This window comes from Streptomyces sp. NPDC006733, from assembly GCF_040636125.1.
In the GTDB taxonomy this organism is placed as follows: Bacteria; Actinomycetota; Actinomycetes; order Streptomycetales; family Streptomycetaceae; genus Actinacidiphila.
In genome coordinates this window covers 20796-36728 of record NZ_JBEYJD010000016.1, presented here as the reverse complement: position 1 = coordinate 36728, position 15933 = coordinate 20796, and the positions used below count along the sequence as shown (strand labels likewise).

The following is a 15933-nucleotide window of genomic DNA, read 5'->3' as shown; positions in this document are numbered from 1 at the left end:
GGGGTTGTTTCCCTGTCCGTCCCTGGCCTAGCGGATGTTCGGGTCGAAGGTGAAGATCACCAGCGTGCCGAGCACGATCGTGAACGCCGTTGCGGTGAACAGCAGCGTCTTCAGCCAGAACCGGGTGTTCGCCTGCTCGGCGTAGTCGTTGATGACGGTGCGCAGGCCGTTGCCGCCGTGCAGCATGGCCAGCCACAGCATGACCAGGTCCCAGCCCTGCCAGAACGGCGAGGCCCAGCGGCCGGCCACGAAGGCGAAGCCGACCTTGGTCACGCCGCCGTCGAGCACCAGCTGGATCAGCAGGTGGCCCAGCACCAGGACGACGAGCACGACGCCGGACAGGCGCATGAACAGCCAGCCGTACAGCTCGAAGTTGGTGCGGGTGGCGCGGGGGGTGCGCTTGGTGCGGGCGCGCGGGGCCTCGATGAGCGGTGCCGGGTTGTCCGGGCCGACCGAGGCACTTGAGGAGCTGAGCTCCACGGAGTCAGTAGTCATGCTCAGCTCCCGAACAGTTGACGCGCCGCGTGCCCGAGAACCGGGTAGATGGCCCCGATCATCAGCACGATCCAGACGCCGAGGACGGACCACAGCATCTGCTTCTGGTACTTCGGGCCCTTCGACCAGAAGTCGACGGCGATGATGCGGAGACCGTTGAGAGCGTGGAAGAGAATGGCCGCGACGAGGCCGTACTCCAGCAGGCTGACAGGCCATGTCTTATAGGTCGCGACGACCTTGTCGTAGTCCTCGGGGGAGACCCGCACGAGTGCGGTGTCGAGGACATGGACGAACAGGAAGAAGAAAATGAGGACACCGGTGACTCGATGAGCCACCCATGACCACATGCCTTCCCGGCCGCGGTACAGCGTTCCTGCCGGCACGGAAAACCCTCCGGGAGCGGTCTGGAGCCAGCCGGCTTCGGTGTCGGACGGGCCCGGCCGGGTACGGTCCACCGGCCCTGGCCATCGTAGCGACGCGTTGTCGGCTCCGTACGCCCGGGTAGGCCAGGTGTGATTGATCCCGCACGACTGGGTGAACGTCCGGGCGGTGAACGCGGCCTAGTGGCGCAGTTCCGCGGCGCTCCGGTCGTCCGATCCTTCACGGATCAGCCGGGCGAGCCGCGCGCGGGTGATGCGCCGCAGCTCGTCGGCGGTGACGACGCGTTCCTCGTCCTCGTCGTTGGCCAGCCGGGCGCGGATCCCGGTCAGCACCTGGTTGAGCAGCCCGGCCGGGTCGTCGTCCTCCAGGGCGATGACGAAGACGTTGCCGAACTTGTTCTCGTACGCGGCCTGCGCGGCGCTCAGCGCGAGGTGCGTGGCCAGGCCGCCGCGGTGCGGCAGCGGGGTGGCGGCCTCGCAGGCCAGCGCCTCGGAGAGGTCGCCGGGGGTGAGGTCGTACGCCGCTTCGTCGGCCGCCGCGAGTAGGGCGTCAAGATCCGGGTACGGGCGGTGCAGGGCCATCCTGCGGGCCCAGCGGTGGCTTCCGCAGCAGTCGCGCAGGGCGGCTTCCGCCGCGCCGGTGGAGGCCTCGTTGAGCCGGGAGAGCCCGGCGGCGGGGTCGGGACCCAGGGCCGGAGAGTCGGGGAACAGCGCTGAACTCCTGTCGGGAAGCGGGGAAGCGGTACACGTTAGTGGGACGTGTTCGACTCCGAACGGCGGATGAGTGGATTTCACCCGTACGGGATCGAAATATGTCACGAAGTGGACGACGGATTGGGGATGATCCGCCATAACGTCCGGTATGGGGAAAATCTGGACAGGGTTGGCGCTGTCGCTCACCGCACTCGCACCGGCCGTCGGCACACCCAACGACGCACCCGCCCCCCGGACACTGCCGGTCATTCCCGCGGTGCGGGAGTTCCGGCAGGCCGGGGACGGCGTCTTCCACCTCGGCCCCGGCAGCCGGGTGCGCGCCGCGCGCGGCAGCGCCGTCGAGGACGAGGCGCGGCTGCTCGCCGGGCAGCTGCAGGTGCCCTTCGGGTTCGACGACACGAAGGACGACGGGGACGGCCCGGCCGGGGCGGGGGACATCACGCTGCGGCTCGACGGATCGGCGGCCGAGGCCGCGCAGGGGACCGCGAAGAACGCCGGGACGGTGAACGAGTCGTACGTCCTCACCGCGCACGACGGGCAGGTCAGCATCGACGCGCGCACCGACGCGGGGGCCTTCTACGGCACCCGCACCCTCCTGCAGGCGCTGCGCGCCGAGGGCGGACTGCCCGAGGGCGTCGCCCGCGACACCCCCGACCGGCCGCAGCGCGGCCTGTCGCTCGACACCGCGCGCAAGCACTTCACGCGCCCCTGGATCGAGGACCGGATCCGCGAGATGGGGGACCTCAAGCTCAACCAGCTGCACCTGCACTTCAGCGACGACCAGGGCTTCCGCATCGAGAGCAGCGTCCACCCGGAGATCGTGTCGCGGCAGCACCTCAGCAAGGCGGACGTCACCGCGATCATCACCCTGGCGGCGCAGCGCCACATCACCGTCATCCCCGAGATCGACAGCCCAGGCCACCTCGGCGCCGTCATCGAGGCCCACCCGGACCTGCAGCTGCGCAACGCCTCCGGCCGGGCGCTGACCGGCGCGGTCGACATCTCGAAACCGGCCGCCGCCCGCATGGTCGACGACCTGACCCGCGAGTACGCGGCCCTCTTCCCCGGCCCGTACTGGCACCTGGGCGGCGACGAGTACCAGGCCCTGGTCGTCGACGACCCGGAGGCGTCGTACCCGCAGCTCGTCCGGTCCGGCGGGACCGTCGAGGACGCGGCGACCCGCTGGCTCAACGACCGTGCGGCGCTGGTGCGCAAGCTCGGGAAGACGTCGAAGGCGTGGAACGACGGGTTCCTCACCACGCCGCGCGTCGCGCCCGACGCCGACCGCGAGGTCGAGTACTGGACGGGCAAGGAACTGGGCGCCCGCGATCCGCGGGAGTACCTCGACGAGGGCCGCAAGGTCGTCAACCTCAACGACGAGTACCTCTACTACGTGCTCGGCGAGCCGAACGACTTCACCTATCCGACCGGCGAGCGCATCTACCGGGAGTGGACGCCGGCCGTGCTACGCGGCACCCGCCCGGTCGGCGGGGCGTCCGGCCCCGACCGGGTGCTCGGCGGCCGGTTCGCCGTCTGGTGCGACCTGGCGGGCGCGCAGTCGCAGGACGAGGTGGCCCGGGGGATCCGGCTGCCGCTGAACGCGCTGTCGCAGAAGCTCTGGAACCCGGGGACGCCGGACCGTTCCTGGCAGGACTTCACGGCACTGGCACGCCGGGTGGGCTGACGGCGGCGGCCGGCGGCAGGCACCATCTGAGGGGACGGATCCGGGCACGGGAGTGGGGGACGGCCGGGGGCCGCCTCCCCCCACAGGAGCGTCCCCGGCCGCCGTCTATTACAGCGTCACGGGCGCCGGAAGTGTCACCGCGCCCATGGGGCAGGATGGTGCGCGTGTTCGAGGGGGGAGCGAACGGTGGATCTGGGGAGCGCGGTCAGTGCCGCGCAGGAGGGCGACGACGCGGCGTTCCGGGTGCTGTACCGGGCGGTACAGCCACAACTGCTGCAGTACGTGCGGACCCTGGTCGGACCGGCGGAGGCGGAGGACGTGGCGTCGGAGGCGTGGCTGCAGATCGCCCGTGACCTGCCGGGATTTCGCGGCGACGGTGACGCGGTGCGCGGCTGGGCGGCTCGGATCGCCCGCAACCGGGCGCTGGACCACCTGCGGGCCCGCAGCCGGCGCCCGGTCACCGGGGCCGGCGTCGACGTGCTGCTGCACATGCCGTCGCGCACGGACACCGCGGGCGAGGCACTCGACGCGGTGGCCACCGACCGCGCGCTCGCGGCCATCGCGACGCTGCCGCGCGAGCAGGCCGAGGCGGTGCTGCTGCGGGTCGTCATGGGGCTGGACGCCGGCAGCGCGGCGCAGGTGCTGGGCAGACGCGCGGGTTCGGTGCGGATGGCCACCCACCGGGGGCTGCGGCGGCTCGCCGAGCTGCTGGACGAAGAGGGCCGCCCCGCGGGTGTGACGTTTTCCGCGGCGAAGACGCTTTGAGGATATGAGATGACGGAGAACCGGCGGTGCGACGGGCATCGTGACGACGACTGGCTCGACGAGGACGCCGCGGAGCGGTTGCTGCGCGGCGAGTCCGTCCTGTCCGGCGGCGCCGCGGCGGCCCGGCTGGCGCGGCTGCTGGCGGCGGCGGCGCTGCCGGCCGCGGTGGAGCGGCAGCGCGAGGAGCGGGCGGTCGCCGCGTTCCGGGCGGGCGTCGCCGCGGGCCGGCCGGCGGGCGCTTCCCCGGACGGTTCTCCTGGCGGTGCGGGGGGCGAACCCGCCGGCCGGCCCGCGGACGACGACTTCCTGTCGGTGGTCCGGCTGGGCCGCCCCGTCACGCTGCCCGGTCCGGCGCTGACGGCCAGGGGCGGGCGGACCGCGCGGACCGCGCGGGCGGCGGGGGCGGCGGGGGCGCCGAAGTCGGTCAAGGCGTCGGTCGGGGCGCTGGTGGTCGCCCTGGCCCTGTGCGCCGCGGCCCTCGTCGCGAGCCCCGGCATCCTGCCGATGCCCTTCGACGGCGACGACGTCGGGTCCGCGCCGGTCCGCGGCGGGTCCCCGGGCTCCGCCACGCCGTACGGCGCCGGCACCCCGGGCCCCGACGGCGGGTCCACGCCGCTCACCGGCGGGACGGCGGACGCGCCGCCCGGATCGGGCGCGCCGAAGCAGCCGGGGCGCGGGGCGACCGCGTCCCCCGGCCGTCCGGCGCAGCCCGCGAGCCCGCCCGCCACGCCGCCGCAGACCTCCCGCCCGTCCGCGTCCGCGGGGCCGCGCGGGGAGCGCGACCGGCAGAACACGGCGGCGTGCCGCGCCTGGATCAAGGCGGGCGGACGGGTGGACGCCGCGACGTCCGACCGGCTCGCGGCCGCCGCGGGCGGCAGACGGGAGATACCGAAGTACTGCGCCCGGGTGCTGGCCGCGGCGTATCTGCCCGGTGCGGGAACGGCCGGAAACGGAACGGCCGGAAACGGAGCGGACGGCAACGGCTCCGGCGGCAGACCCGGTGGCACCGAGGGCGGTCACGGCAGGGATGACGGGCGGCACGACGAGGCGTCGGCGGCCGTCCTTCCGCCGTCCCGCCTCGTCTGACCTGCGGGCCCGGCGGCGTCCGGTGACACTTTCCAGCTGGTTGACGCTTTAAGTATTGGGTCGACTGGTCATCGGCCCTGCGGACCCCGGTGCTCCCCGTGCCGGCGGTCCGCGCCCAGGGCGCGGCCGGGTGCATTCCCCCAGCCCGGTCGCGCCCGCGGAGGCGTCGCGGAACTCTGGCCGAAAGTGGCGGGTGGCGGCCCAGGGCGGCCACCGGCGGGTCCTGGCGGACGGCCGATAACTCCCGGCCGGATGTCGGTGCCTTGGTGCAGACTCGGTTGCAGAGCGAAAACCGGGGGAGGTACGCCATGTTGGCAGGACTGTACGAGATCGACTGGGCGGCTATGGGGCACGCCTACGGATCCGCGGAGGAGGTCCCCGAACTTCTGCGGGGGCTCGCCTCGGCGGACGCGGGGGAGCGGGAAGCCGCCCTCGACGCGATGTACGGGGCCGTTCATCACCAGGGCGATGTGTACGACTCGACGCTCGCCTGCATTCCCTTTCTCTTCGAGCTGGTCGCGGATCCGTCGGTGCGGGACCGCGGCCGCATCGTCGTGCTGCTCACGAGCATCGGGGGCGGCGACGAGGTCGCCGAGGAGTATCTGGACGAGATCGTGATCGAGGGCGGGGGCCCCGCGGGAGAGGACGTGTGGGGCGCGCTGGAGGACGAGGAGGACATCCTCGGCCTGCTGGACGCCGAGGGCGCCGCCGCCGCGGAGCGGGCGGAGTCCGCCGCCTGGCGCGCCAACTACGCGATGGCCGTCACCGCGGTACGGGCCCAGGCGGAGGTCTTCGCCGACCTCGTCGCGGACCCCGACCCCGAGGTCCGGCGCGCGGTCCCGGTGGCGCTCGGCGCGCTGCACGGGGAGACCGCGCGGATACTCGACGTCCTGCGCGACCGGCTGCCGGTCGAGCGGGACACCGAGACCCGGCTGGCCCTCGTCGAGGCCGTCGGCACCCTCGCGCTGCGGCGCGGCGGCCCCGCCGACGAGGCGGCCGGCTGGCTGGCCCGGCTCGCCGGCAGCCGCGCCGAGGACCTGGCGGACCGCGCGTCCGCCGACCCGGCGCCGGCCGCCGACCCCGGCCTGCGGCTGGCCGCGCTCGCCCAGCTCGCCCGCTGCGCGCCCGAGCGGCTCCCGGCGGACGTCGTGCCGACCGCCGTCGCGCTGCTGCGCGCGGTGCGCGGCGAGCAGCCCAGCAGCCGCTCCCCGCAGGAGGTGCCCGCCGAGCGCCAGGTGCCCGCCACGTTCGTCGGGCGGTTGCGGGAGCTGCGCGAGCAGGCCGAGGCCGGCCGCTCCGCGCCCTGGGCCGCCGACCTGCTGCGCACCCTGCACACCGCGCTCGACGACCGGGTCGAGGACCGCACCGAGCTCGTCATCGACCAGCTGCGCAGCCCGGACTGGGGCCGGCGCATCGACGCCGTGTGGATGAGCGGCGGCCTGGTGCGCGGCTGGCGCGGGCGGTACGAGGAACTGGTCGGCCTGCTCGGGCAGCAGCTCGCGGACCCGGAGGACCGGCTGCGCGAAGGCGCCGCCTCCGTGCTGGAGAACCTGTACGAACTGGCGGCGCCCGCCGCCGACGCGCTGGCCGCGGCGGTCGCGGCCGACCCCGGCAGCTGGGTCCAGGAGTGGTCGCAGGGCCGGCCGAGCCTCGGCGGCATGGTCAAGACCCTCGCCCGGCTGGGCGACCCGCGGGCCCTGCCCGCGCTGGCCTCGGCCCTCGACCGGCCGGACATCCCCCAGGACCTGGGGTACGCCATCGAGCACCTGGGCGCGGCGGCGGCCCCGCTGGCCCCGCTGCTGCGCCGCCGGCTCGCCGAGGTGACGCTGAACGACGAGGAGGCGTACGACCAGGCGGAGCCGCTGCTCCGGGGGGTGGCCGCGATCGGGGCCGCCGAGTCGTTCCCCGAGGTGCTGCGGATCCTGCGCGGGGCGCCCGCCGCCCGGCGGGACTGGCTGCTGTGCTCGGCGATCCGCGCGCTGGCCCGGTTCGGACCGGCCGCGCGGGAGGCGCTGCCGGACCTGCGCGCCCTGGTGGCCGACCCGGGCTCCTGTATCGCGCTGGAGGCCGCGACCGCGCTGTGGGCGATCGAGCGGAACCCCGCGGTCCTGCCCGTGCTGCTCGCGCACCTGGACAGCGACAGCCCGCACACCCGGCGCTCGGCGGCCGAGGCGCTCGGCGAGCTGGGCCCCGTGGCGGCCGGCGCGGCGCCGCGGCTGCGGGAGCTGCTGAAGGACCCGGCGGTGTGGATGCGGGTGGACGCGGCGGTCGCGCTGTGGCGGGTCTCCGGCGACGCGGCAGCGGTGCTGCCCGTCCTGCGGTCCGCCTGGTCGGAGAACGTGCACACCCGCGCGGTCATCGCGGGCTGCCTGGCGGAGCTGGGCCCCGCCGCGGCTGCGGCGGCCCCGCTGCTGCGCGACGAGCTGGCGGCCGTCCGCCGGCACAACAACGAGGGCGACCACTACGGCACCCTCGATGTCTGCGCCGACGAAAGGCTGCTCCGCGCATGCAGACGGGCCCTGTCCCGGATATCCGGAACAGGGCCCGCCACGGACGGCGACCGCTAGGTCGTCAAGGACACCGCAGGACCGGCGGGGTCACCAGTAGACGACGACCTTGTCGCCGGCCTTGACCTGGTCGAAGAGGGAGGCGATGGCGGCCTTGTCCCGCACGTTCACGCAGCCGTGGGAGGCACCGGCGTAGCCGCGGGCAGCGAAGTCCGAGGAGTAGTGCACGGCCTGGCCGCCACTGAAGAACATCGCGTACGGCATGGACGTGTGGTAGATCGTCGAGACGTGGTCACGGCTCTTGAAGTCCACCTTGAACTGGCCCTCGCGGGTCGGGGTGTACTGCGAGCCGAAGCGCACGTCCATCGACGTCTGCACCTTGCCGTTGATCACCCAGGACAGCGACCGGCTGGTCTTGCTGATGCACAGCACCCGGCCGGTCATGCAGCGCGGGTCGAGCTTGGTGGCGGCCGGCTGGGTGGCGGGCGGGTACATCGCCGCGTGCGTCGGCTGCTTGGTCACGCTGCGCAGCTTGCTCCAGGTCTGCGCGGAGACGCTGCCGGTCATCGGCAGGTTGTAGCGCTCCTGGAAATCGTTCACGGCGTTCGCGGTGACCGAGCCGTAGGTGCCGGTGGGCGTACGGCTGAACAGGTTGAGCTGGCCCAGCCGGGCCTGCAGCTCACGGACCTGCGTACCGGTGGAGCCCTGCTTCATCATGGCGGGCACGACCGGCGGCTTGGACGTGGTGGCCGAAGCGCTGGGCGAGTCGGAGGGCGAGGCGGAAGTCGACGTCGACGCCGAGGGCGACGGGGTCTCGCTCGGGCTCGCGGAGTCGGTGGGACTCGCGGTCGTCGACGCGGCGGGGGTCGGCTTCGCGCCGGAAGCGGGCTTGTCCTGCGGGCCGCAACCCACCAGAGCCGCCGCAGCCAGAGCCGCCACCACGATCGCTATCGGAGTCCTCTTCGTACGCAAGACAGTCACCCTTTGCCCCCCAGAATCTGCAGTTACCCGGCTAGACACGTATCCCCCCCGTGCAGTTGCACGGATTCGCGGCAAGACTGTTCCGTGACATTGAAGAGACACGACCGTGAGGAAACCCCGGAGGGCCGATCCATGGCGCGCGAGACGGAACCCGCCCGGTCCACCGAGAGCGGACTGCCCATCGAACCGGTCTACGGACCGGCCGCGCTCGACGGGTGGGACCCGGCGGAGCAGCTCGGCGAGCCGGGGGCGTTCCCGTTCACCCGGGGCGTCTACCCGACGATGTACACCGGCCGCCCCTGGACCATGCGGCAGTACGCTGGCTTCGGCACGGCCACCGAGTCCAACGCCCGCTACCGGCAGCTGATCGCCAACGGGACGACGGGCCTGTCCGTCGCCTTCGACCTGCCGACCCAGATGGGCCACGACTCGGACGCGCCCCTCGCCGGCGGCGAGGTGGGCAAGGTCGGCGTCGCCGTCGACTCCGTCGAGGACATGAAGGTGCTCTTCGGCGGCATCCCGCTGGACCGGGTCTCCACGTCGATGACGATCAACGCCCCGGCCGCACTGCTGCTGCTGATGTACCAGCTCGTCGGCGAGGAGCAGGGCGTCCCGGCCGACCGGCTCACCGGCACCGTCCAGAACGACGTGCTCAAGGAGTACATCGCGCGCGGCACGTACATCTTCCCGCCGAAGCCCTCGCTGCGGCTGATCGCCGACCTCTTCAAGTACTGCCGCGCCGAGATCCCGAAGTGGAACACGATCTCGATCTCCGGCTACCACATGGCCGAGGCCGGCGCCTCGCCCGCGCAGGAGATCGCCTTCACGCTCGCCGACGGCATCGAGTACGTCCGCACCGCCGTCGCCGCGGGCATGGACGTGGACGACTTCGCGCCCCGCCTGTCGTTCTTCTTCGTCTCGCGCACGACGATCCTCGAAGAAGTCGCGAAGTTCCGCGCCGCCCGCCGGATCTGGGCGCGGGTGATGCGGGACGAGTTCGGCGCGCAGGACCCCCGGTCGCAGATGCTGCGCTTCCACACCCAGACCGCGGGGGTGCAGCTCACCGCGCAGCAGCCCGAGGTCAACCTCGTCCGGGTGGCCGTCCAGGGGCTGGCCGCCGTGCTCGGCGGCACGCAGTCGCTGCACACCAACTCCTTCGACGAGGCGATCGCGCTGCCCACCGACAAGTCGGCCCGCCTCGCGCTGCGCACCCAGCAGGTGCTCGCGTACGAGACGGACGTGACCGCGACCGTCGACCCGTTCGCGGGCTCGTACGTGGTGGAGCGGATGACCGACGAGGTCGAGGCCCTCGCGCTGGACCTGATGCGCCGCGTCGAGGACCTGGGCGGCGCCGTCAGCGCGATCGAGCAGGGCTTCCAGAAGGGCGAGATCGAGCGCAACGCCTACCGCATCGCCCTGGAGCAGGACTCCGGCGAGCGCGTCGTGGTCGGGATGAACCGCTTCCAGCTCGACGAGGAGGACCCGTACGACCCGCTGCGCGTCGACCCGGCGATCGAGGCCCAGCAGGCCGAGCGGCTGGCGGCGCTGCGCGCCGGCCGGGACCAGGGCGCCGTCGACACGGCTCTCGCGGAGCTGCGGAAGGCCGCTCGGGGGACGGAGAACGTCCTGTACCCGATGAAGGACGCGCTGCGGGCGCGGGCCACGGTCGGCGAGGTCTGCAACGCGCTGCGCGAGGTGTGGGGCACGTACGTGCCGACCGACGCGTTCTGAACGGGCCGGCGGGGCGCCGGTCAGAGCATGTGGAGCTGGGTGATGAGCATCGCCAGGACGATGCACAGCGCCCAACCGGCGATGTGCTCGACGATCTTCCTGCTCTCCTGGGGCCCGCCGGTACCGGTGTGCGCCGCTGCGATGTCCGCCATTGCTCGTCCTGTCGTCCGCCGATGAGTAGCCCCCGCAGCTGCCCAGAATGCGCGGGGGCGTCGTCCGCTGTACAGGGGCAAAGTCACCTTAATAGCCGATCGTGACCTATTTCACCGCATGGTCAGCGGGTGAAACGGGCAAGATACGGCGCCACCTCGGCCGGATTCCCGGTCGCCAGCCCGATGTAGCCGTCGGGCCGGACGAGGAAGAGCCCGTCGCCGTAGACCGCGTGCGCGCCGCTCGCGCCGTGCTCGGGGGCGGCGCCGACCGGGTGCGCGTGCACCAGGTCCGCGGGGAGGCCGGGCGGCAGCCGCGCGCCGCCCAGCGCGAGCAGCGTGAAGTGCGGGCCGCGGAAGAGGTCGAAGAGCCGGCCGCCACCCGCCAGTGGGGCGTCCGGCGCCCGGTCGCCGGCGCGCGGCGCCGTGCCGGGCAGCGTGCCGCCGGGCAGCGCGGCGGGCCGCAGCTCGCGGGTGAGCGGGCCGTCGCGGTAGTGCAGCTCCAGGCCGTGGGTGTCGGTGCCGCGCTGCCGGGCTGCGGTGCCGTCACCGTCCCGGGTCGCCCCGTGCAGCCGGGTGCTGAGCCCCAGGACGTCGGCGGCGATCGGCAGCCGCTCCTGCTCGTAGCTGTCGAGGAGGCTCGCGTCCGCGCCGTGCCGCAGCACCTGGCCGAGCTTCCAGCCCAGGTTGTACGCGTCCTGGACGCTGGTGTTCAGGCCCTGCCCGCCGGCCGGCGAGTGGATGTGCGCGGCGTCGCCGGCGAGGAACACCCGGCCGACGCGGAAGCGGTCGGCCATCGCCGCGCTGGGGTGGAAGACGGACGACCAGAGCACCTCGCGGACCTGCTCGCCGCCGACCGGGGTGCGGGCGCCGAGCAGCTCGCGGATGCCGTCGACCGAGCCGTCCGGCGCGGTGCCGGTGTCCGTGTACTGGGCCAGCAGCTGGAAGTGGTCGGTTCCGGCCAGCGGGCAGAGCATCACGGTGCCGCCCTCCGCCTTGGGCCACACGTGCCAGTGCTCGCGGTCGATCCCGTCGAGCAGCAGGTCGGCGATGAGGATCGGGTGCGGGTCGATGGTCTCGCCGGTCATGGCGACGCCGAGCGCCCGGCGGCCGGCGCCGCGCCCGCCGTCGGCGGCGACCAGGTAGCGGGCCCGGACGGTGCCGGCCGAGCCGTCGGGAAGGGACAGCGCCGCGTCGACCCCGTCCTCGTCCTGGACGAGTCCGGTGAGCGCGGTGCCGAACTCGACGTCGCCGCCGAGCTCCCGCAGCCGGGCGTGGAGGATCTCCTGGGTGCGCCACTGGGTCAGCATCCAGACCTCGCCGTACGGGGCCTGCGGCGTCGGCGCGAAGCGCTCCAGCAGGTCCCACTCGCCGAGCCGCCGGTCGTCCTGCCAGCCCATCATCAGCGGGTAGGGGCCGCCCGACGCGAGGACTGCGTCGATCACGCCGAGGTCGTCGAGCACCTCCAGGGTGCGCGGCTGCAAGCCCTTGCCGCGCGAGCCCGGGAAGAGCCGGTCCGACTGCTCGACGAGGCGGGCCGCTATCCCCCGGCGGGCCAGGTCGACCGCGAGCGCCAGGCCGGTGGGGCCCGCCCCGGCGATGAGTACGTCCACGTCCCGGTCGCTGTTGAGTGCCATGCGGACAGAGCGTACCGACCGGTTCAGGACATCAAGGCCCTTCCAAGTAGCGGGAGTTGACGGAAAGCGTCAAGCTTTGGTCAGCGGACGGGAGCTTTCGGGACCATCGTCAGAAAGCGCTTGAGCCGCGGCGCCAGCGGACGCTCCACGAGGCGGTGCAGCAGCCACGCCAGCACCAGCATCGACCCGGCGGTGAGCGCCAGCACCGCGTACGGCGCCAGGTGCCACCGCTGGTGCAGCTGGAAGATGACGACCCAGCCCAGGTGCTCGTGGACCAGGTAGAAGGGGTACGTCAGGATCCCGGCCGTGGTCAGCCACCGCCAGTCGACGGCCGCGACCCGGGGCAGCAGGGTGACCGCCGCCACCGCCGCGAAGCCCAGCGTCACGATGACGATGATCACCGTCTCCGAGCGGTGCTGGAAGACGTGCGCGGCGTGCGAACTCGGGATCAGGCCCTTGACCGCGTAGTGCTGGCCGAACAGCCAGCCGACCGCGACCACGCCCCAGGAGAGCGGGTCGTGCCCGAAGCGGTACACCAGGTGGATCCCGATGCCGCCGATGAAGAACGGCGCGTACTCCGGCATCAGCAGGGTCTTGAGGAACGCCCCGCCCGACGCGTCCGCGAGCACCGCGCCGACCGTCCACAGCCCGCAGAACGCCAGCACCCGGCGGCGGGTGGCCCCTGGGGGCCCCTCCCGGCCGAAGGCTGGGGGAAGCACGACCGCCAGCGCGAAGAGCAGGTAGAAGCGCAGCTCCGCCCAGAGCGTCCAGCACACCCCGAGTACCCGGTCGGCCCCGACCGGCATCTGCAGCATCGTCATATTGGTCAGCAGATCGCTCGGCGTCACGGTCTTCCAGACGACGCCGGGCAGCGCGAAGACGGCGGTGACCAGCAGCACAGCGGCCCAGTAGGCCGGGTAGAGCCGGGTCGCGCGGGAGACCGCGAAGCTCTTGAGGGTGCGCCCCCAGCCGCTCATGCAGATGACGAACCCGCTGATCACGAAGAAGATCTGCACGCCGAGCGGCCCGTAGACGGCCACCTTCGACAGCTGGGGGAAGATCAGCGCGGGCGTCTGGCCCCACGCCTTCCAGGCGTCGCCGCCGCGTCCCGCGTAGTGGTAGAAGCACACCATCAGCGCGGCCACGAGCCGCAGCCCGTCGAGCGCCCGCAGCCGCCCCCGCCGGGGCGCGGCGGCCGCGGCGGCGTCCGGGGCCGGGCCCGCTGCCGGATCCTGGCCGGGGTCCTCGGCGGTGACCCGCTGGAGCTGGAGACTCATCCGGTGGCAGCCTTCTTCAAGGCGCGTGCGCGGCGGGCGACGCGACGCAGCAGGGGGTTGCGGGGCAGGAACGCGAGCTGCGAGGGCACCGCGCCCGGCAGCGCCAGCGACGCCAGCCGGCGGCGCTTGAAGTACCGCCAGGTGGTGGCGTCCAGATGGCGCGACAGATACGCGACGGTCTCCTCGCGCAGCTCCGGGTAGAGCTGGGCCCGCATGCAGAACCCGACGGCGCGCAGCAGCGGCGTGAGGTCCCCGGCGATCCGTTCGGGGGCCGGCGGGGCCCAGCCGCGGACGGCTTCCGCGTCGCCGAGGTCCGGCAGCAGCGCGTCGACGATGGTGACCGGGACGCGGTTGCTGTTCTGGTACGGCGCCAGCCGCTCCAGCAGCATCTCCGTACCGGTGCGCGCCACCGGGATCCCGTAGAACGCGGACGCGGTGAGCAGCGCCGTCGAGTAGCAGCCGGCCACCAGTGCCGGACGGGCCCGCTGGTACAGCACCTCGGCGAGCACGGGGGAGTCGAGCACGGTCAGCTCCACCCCGAGCGCGGCGGCCTCCCGCTCCAGCGGCTCCGACCAGTGCGCCGGGGCGATCGGGTGCGGCTTGAAGATGACGCGCCGGTGCCCGAGGGCCGCGACACCGCGCAGCATCCGCAGGTGCAGCTCCTCCTCCTCGGCGGCGGTGAGGATCCCCAGCGCGGACAGGTACTGGCCGAGCAGCAGGGCCGCGCCCGCGGGCAGTTCGGGCAGCTCGGCCCCCTCGTGCGCGTCGCTCGCGTCGGCCAGCTCCGCCAGCACCTTGGTGAACTCGGCGGCGGGCACGAGGTGCGGCTCGATGCCGTACTCGGTCAGCAGCAGCGGCCGCAGCCCGCTCACCAGGTCGAGGTGGAGCAGCCGGTTGATGCGGGTGGTCACCAGCGGTTCGAGTTTGTCGCGCGTCGGGCCGTACGACATGAGGCCGTCCGCGTACACGTCGATCGTCGCGGCCGGGAAGAGCCTGACCAGGGCGGCGGCGGGTTTGACCTGGATCGACTCGACGACCAGTTCCAGGTCGTCGTCCCGCAGGTCCCACAGCTGCCGCAGGTACCGCTCCCACATCGGCACGTCCTCGGAGCGCGGCGACCAGTCGCCGGGGTGCATGGGCGCGATGGTCGCGTTCCACGACAGCACCCGGTCGAACCGGCCGCGCAGCGCGTCGAAGCCGGGGGCCTCGTCGACGGCGGGCGTGGTCTCCGGGACGGCGGAGTTGTTGCTGATCAGCAGGTACCGCCGGTCCGCCGGACCGAACAGTCCCGCGTCCAGCGCCGCCGCGAGGGTGGCGGCGCCGTACAGCGTCGACGCCACGTGTATCTGCGTACGTGCCCGGGCCATCAGGCGGCCACCGTCCCGGTCGAGGAGGCGAGCCGCCTTCGCAGGCGGCGCAGCGGGACGCTGCGCTCGACACCCATCGAGTCCAGCGCCTCCCCGAGGATGTCCTGCGGCATCCGCTTCAGGGCGGCGGCGCTCATCGTCTTCAACTGGCGCGCGACCTGCGGCTCGAAGCGCTCGATGGAGTTGAGGTGGTGGGCGATGATCGCGCAGTAGGTCCGCACCGCCTTCGGCAGGAACCGGTCCGCGTCCCGGTCGGCGGCGGTCTCCGCGAGCACCTGGTCGAACGAGCGGATGAAGTCCAGCTGCCGCACGTCGCCGATCTGGGTGAGCGAGGTGGCGACGCCGCGCCGGTAGAAGACCCCGAGCAGGCCCACCACCGCGAAGGACGCCGCCTCCCGGTGCAGCCGCCAGATCCACGGCCGGTCCTCGGCGGTCCGCAGCCCGTCGGGGAAGTGCAGCAGCCCCGCGTCGACCAGCCGGCGGTGGTAGATCCCGGCCCAGGCGAACGGGTAGTCGACGGAGGTCGGCCGGTCGGCGGGCAGGATCGCCTCCCGCGGGTCCAGCACCACCCCGCGCCGGCCGTGCGGCACGTGCGTGATGACCCGGACCCGCTCGGTGCACTGCACGTGGTCGGTGCGGACGAAGTCCGTGCCGAGCTCCTCGATGGCCCCCAGCAGCTGGGACAGGTAGCCCGGGGCCAGCCAGTCGTCGCCGTCGAGGAAGGTGAGGAACTCGCCGCGTGCCGCGTCGATTCCGGTGTTGCGGGCGGTGGCCAGGCCGCCGTTGGTCTCGCGCGCCACGAGAACGGAGCCGGGAAGGGTGCGTGTCGCCCGCTCCAGGATTTTCGGTGTGTCATCCGTCGAACGATCGTCGACCAGGATGAATTCGAAATCCGGGCGGGCGTTCGCACGAAGACTTTGGAGCATGTCGGGTGCGAATGCCTGCACGTTGTAAAACGGCACAATGACGGAGAGCTTGACCACCTGCTGAACATTAGGGGCCGACCGGACTCGGCGGCCGACATCGCGCGGACCCTCAGGTGAACGGCGCATGGCGGGACCGTGAAGCAGGCGCCACTTGGGCCCGGTTGGGCAATTCGCGGCACGCTGTTTACCGTCCGTTGGCTCAACGTTGGACCCCTGCTCGGAACGGATTCCTAG

At 73.1% G+C, this 15933-nt stretch carries 14 protein-coding genes; 5 read left to right on the top strand and 9 right to left on the bottom strand.

Translation table 11 applies throughout. The features are described from left to right. Nucleotides 1-27: 27 nt before the first annotated feature. The 3 genes from ABZ721_RS16195 to ABZ721_RS16185 form a co-directional block, all read right to left on the bottom strand. Entirely contained in the window at nucleotides 28-495 is a 468-nt protein-coding gene (locus ABZ721_RS16195; protein ID WP_358789254.1) for a succinate dehydrogenase hydrophobic membrane anchor subunit, read from the bottom strand. Nucleotides 496-497: 2 nt separating this feature from the next. Next, nucleotides 498-878 (bottom strand): succinate dehydrogenase, cytochrome b556 subunit, encoded by a 381-nt coding sequence (sdhC, locus tag ABZ721_RS16190; protein WP_358789353.1) that lies wholly within the window; start codon nucleotides 876-878, stop codon nucleotides 498-500. A gap of 177 nt (nucleotides 879-1055) precedes the next feature. Further along, a complete protein-coding gene (locus tag ABZ721_RS16185) occupies nucleotides 1056-1727 on the bottom strand; it encodes a 2-oxo-4-hydroxy-4-carboxy-5-ureidoimidazoline decarboxylase (RefSeq protein ID WP_358789253.1) in 672 nt (223 codons plus the stop codon). Between the two features lie 10 nt (nucleotides 1728-1737). Here ABZ721_RS16185 and ABZ721_RS16180 point away from each other — a divergent pair, with 10 nt between their 5' ends. The 4 genes from ABZ721_RS16180 (at nucleotide 1738) to ABZ721_RS16165 (ending at nucleotide 7691) form a co-directional block, all read left to right on the top strand. Next, entirely contained in the window at nucleotides 1738-3273 is a 1536-nt protein-coding gene (locus ABZ721_RS16180; RefSeq protein ID WP_358789252.1) for a glycoside hydrolase family 20 protein, read from the top strand. A 186-nt stretch (nucleotides 3274-3459) separates the two neighbouring features. Continuing rightward, on the top strand, nucleotides 3460-4038 hold the full coding sequence (locus tag ABZ721_RS16175; RefSeq protein ID WP_358789251.1) for an RNA polymerase sigma factor: 579 nt from the start codon (nucleotides 3460-3462) through the stop codon (nucleotides 4036-4038). Between the two features lie 9 nt (nucleotides 4039-4047). Then, nucleotides 4048-5124, top strand: a complete 1077-nt coding sequence (locus ABZ721_RS16170; RefSeq protein ID WP_358789250.1) for a hypothetical protein — start codon at nucleotides 4048-4050, stop codon at nucleotides 5122-5124. A gap of 308 nt (nucleotides 5125-5432) precedes the next feature. Beyond that, nucleotides 5433-7691: a HEAT repeat domain-containing protein gene (locus ABZ721_RS16165; protein WP_358789249.1), complete on the top strand. Its 2259-nt coding sequence runs from the start codon at nucleotides 5433-5435 to the stop codon at nucleotides 7689-7691. A 30-nt stretch (nucleotides 7692-7721) separates the two neighbouring features. Here the strand turns inward: ABZ721_RS16165 and ABZ721_RS16160 are convergent, their stop codons facing one another. Next, nucleotides 7722-8603, bottom strand: a complete 882-nt coding sequence (locus ABZ721_RS16160; RefSeq protein ID WP_358789248.1) for a L,D-transpeptidase family protein — start codon at nucleotides 8601-8603, stop codon at nucleotides 7722-7724. 141 nt (nucleotides 8604-8744) lie between these two features. Here ABZ721_RS16160 and ABZ721_RS16155 point away from each other — a divergent pair, with 141 nt between their 5' ends. Beyond that, a complete protein-coding gene (locus ABZ721_RS16155) occupies nucleotides 8745-10343 on the top strand; it encodes a methylmalonyl-CoA mutase family protein (protein WP_358789247.1) in 1599 nt (532 codons plus the stop codon). Between the two features lie 20 nt (nucleotides 10344-10363). Here ABZ721_RS16155 and ABZ721_RS16150 read toward each other — a convergent pair whose 3' ends face one another. The 5 genes from ABZ721_RS16150 to ABZ721_RS16130 all read right to left on the bottom strand — a co-directional run bounded on the left by ABZ721_RS16150 (nucleotide 10364) and on the right by ABZ721_RS16130 (nucleotide 15756). Further along, on the bottom strand, nucleotides 10364-10495 hold the full coding sequence (locus ABZ721_RS16150; protein ID WP_277439736.1) for an SCO1431 family membrane protein: 132 nt from the start codon (nucleotides 10493-10495) through the stop codon (nucleotides 10364-10366). A gap of 122 nt (nucleotides 10496-10617) precedes the next feature. Further along, complete coding sequence (locus ABZ721_RS16145) at nucleotides 10618-12129, bottom strand: FAD-dependent monooxygenase (protein ID WP_358789246.1); 1512 nt, start codon at nucleotides 12127-12129, stop codon at nucleotides 10618-10620. An 80-nt stretch (nucleotides 12130-12209) separates the two neighbouring features. Further along, nucleotides 12210-13406, bottom strand: coding sequence for an acyltransferase (locus ABZ721_RS16140; RefSeq protein ID WP_358789245.1), 1197 nt, complete (start codon nucleotides 13404-13406; stop codon nucleotides 12210-12212). Next, entirely contained in the window at nucleotides 13403-14773 is a 1371-nt protein-coding gene (locus tag ABZ721_RS16135) for a polysialyltransferase family glycosyltransferase (RefSeq protein ID WP_358789244.1), read from the bottom strand. The genes ABZ721_RS16140 and ABZ721_RS16135 overlap by 4 nt, the downstream gene beginning before the upstream one ends. Beyond that, nucleotides 14773-15756, bottom strand: a complete 984-nt coding sequence (locus tag ABZ721_RS16130; RefSeq protein ID WP_358789243.1) for a glycosyltransferase family 2 protein — start codon at nucleotides 15754-15756, stop codon at nucleotides 14773-14775. The genes ABZ721_RS16135 and ABZ721_RS16130 overlap by 1 nt, the downstream gene beginning before the upstream one ends. Nucleotides 15757-15933: the final 177 nt, after the last annotated feature.

Excerpts from the sequence above, each read along its gene's own strand:
- ABZ721_RS16165 (WP_358789249.1), top strand. The coding sequence starts at position 5,433 with ATGTTGGCAGGACTGTACGAGATCGACTGGGCGGCTATGGGGCACGCC.
- ABZ721_RS16180 (WP_358789252.1), top strand. The coding sequence starts at position 1,738 with ATGGGGAAAATCTGGACAGGGTTGGCGCTGTCGCTCACCGCACTCGCA.
- ABZ721_RS16155 (WP_358789247.1), top strand. The coding sequence starts at position 8,745 with ATGGCGCGCGAGACGGAACCCGCCCGGTCCACCGAGAGCGGACTGCCC.
- ABZ721_RS16135 (WP_358789244.1), bottom strand. The coding sequence starts at position 14,773 with ATGGCCCGGGCACGTACGCAGATACACGTGGCGTCGACGCTGTACGGC.
- ABZ721_RS16170 (WP_358789250.1), top strand. The coding sequence starts at position 4,048 with ATGACGGAGAACCGGCGGTGCGACGGGCATCGTGACGACGACTGGCTC.
- ABZ721_RS16150 (WP_277439736.1), bottom strand. The coding sequence starts at position 10,495 with ATGGCGGACATCGCAGCGGCGCACACCGGTACCGGCGGGCCCCAGGAG.
- ABZ721_RS16185 (WP_358789253.1), bottom strand. The coding sequence starts at position 1,727 with ATGGCGGATCATCCCCAATCCGTCGTCCACTTCGTGACATATTTCGAT.
- ABZ721_RS16140 (WP_358789245.1), bottom strand. The coding sequence starts at position 13,406 with ATGAGTCTCCAGCTCCAGCGGGTCACCGCCGAGGACCCCGGCCAGGAT.
- ABZ721_RS16195 (WP_358789254.1), bottom strand. The coding sequence starts at position 495 with ATGACTACTGACTCCGTGGAGCTCAGCTCCTCAAGTGCCTCGGTCGGC.
- ABZ721_RS16145 (WP_358789246.1), bottom strand. The coding sequence starts at position 12,129 with ATGGCACTCAACAGCGACCGGGACGTGGACGTACTCATCGCCGGGGCG.